Origin of the sequence: Akkermansia sp. N21169, assembly GCF_029854675.1 — a bacterium.
Lineage (GTDB): Bacteria > Verrucomicrobiota > Verrucomicrobiia > Verrucomicrobiales > Akkermansiaceae > Akkermansia.
In genome coordinates, this window is sequence record NZ_JARWNC010000019.1 from 1 (window position 1) to 1,096 (window position 1,096).

The window sequence follows — 1,096 nt, forward strand, 5'->3', positions numbered from 1 at the left end:
ACGTCGAGGACGGAGCCCGATTGGAGTTCGAGCGTCGAGTTGCCCGAAAAGTCGCCTCCGTCCACCAGGCGCAGCGTCCCGTAAGCCATCGAGAAGGTGCCGTCCCCGGTGATGTGGGTGGCCAGGTTCATCGTGTCGCTTCCGGTGACCACCAGGCGGGAGTCTACTCCGCGCAGTTCCAGGGTGCCTCCCTGCCCGTATACGCCCTTCACCAGGGTTTCCCCTCCGATGACGGTCAAGCCGTCTCCGGTGCCGGCGGTGAGACTTTCAAGGCTGTTATGCCCGTTGAGGACGAGGGTGCCTTCCCGCGTTTCGATGCCGCCGTCGATGGTCACGTCGCCGTTGATGGTCAGCGATCCCGTGCCCGTCTTGACGAAGTCGACAATGCCCGCCTTGAGGTTGCCTTCGTAAACGGTGTCGAGGTTGCGCCCGTTGTAGCTGCCGTTGACCAGTTCGACACGGGCGACGCTGTCGGTGCCAAGGTTGTTTTCGAACTCGAGGGTGTAGCGTTCCCCGGTGGCGGAGTTGAGGCCACCCGAGAGGTTTTCGACGTGCAGGCCAAGGGTTGACGCGTCGCCGGGGGCTCCGCTCATGACGACGTTGAGGTCGGCGTTGATCATCATCATCTTGTAGGCGTCGAAGTAGACGTAGTGGGTGGTGGATGGATCCTGCGAAGTCGCTTCTTTGGTCAGATCAACCCGATGTTGTGCATTCCCGTCGAGGGCTGCGTCGGTGGCGTAGTAGATTTCCCCGCCGGCGGTGACGGCCAGGCGGCCCGCGTCGAGGTTGGCCTGCAGGGCGTCGGCATCCAGGTTGCGCTGGACGGCATAGCCGAGGTATTCCAGGACGGGGTTGAAGCGGATGGAGCTGAGCCATGCGTGGGCCGCGTCACTAATGCCGTTGGCGGTGCGCGTCAGAGGATCGGTGACGGCGAGGGCTCCGTCGGTGAGCTGGAGGAGGATGGTGGTACCTTCCGCCCGGAGGTCGTGGAGTTCTTCCAGCAGTCCGTCGGTGAGGTTGATCTGCATGTCGCCGAGGTAGACTTGGTGGGATGCCCCCGGCGTCTCGAAGGAGATGAGCGATTGAGCGCTGCCGG

The 1,096-nt window shown here is 63.5% G+C and carries 1 protein-coding gene; it reads right to left on the reverse strand.

The features are described from left to right. The coding region (locus tag QET40_RS00355; protein ID WP_280125181.1) for a hypothetical protein at positions 1-1,096 on the reverse strand (1,096 nt) is incomplete at both ends.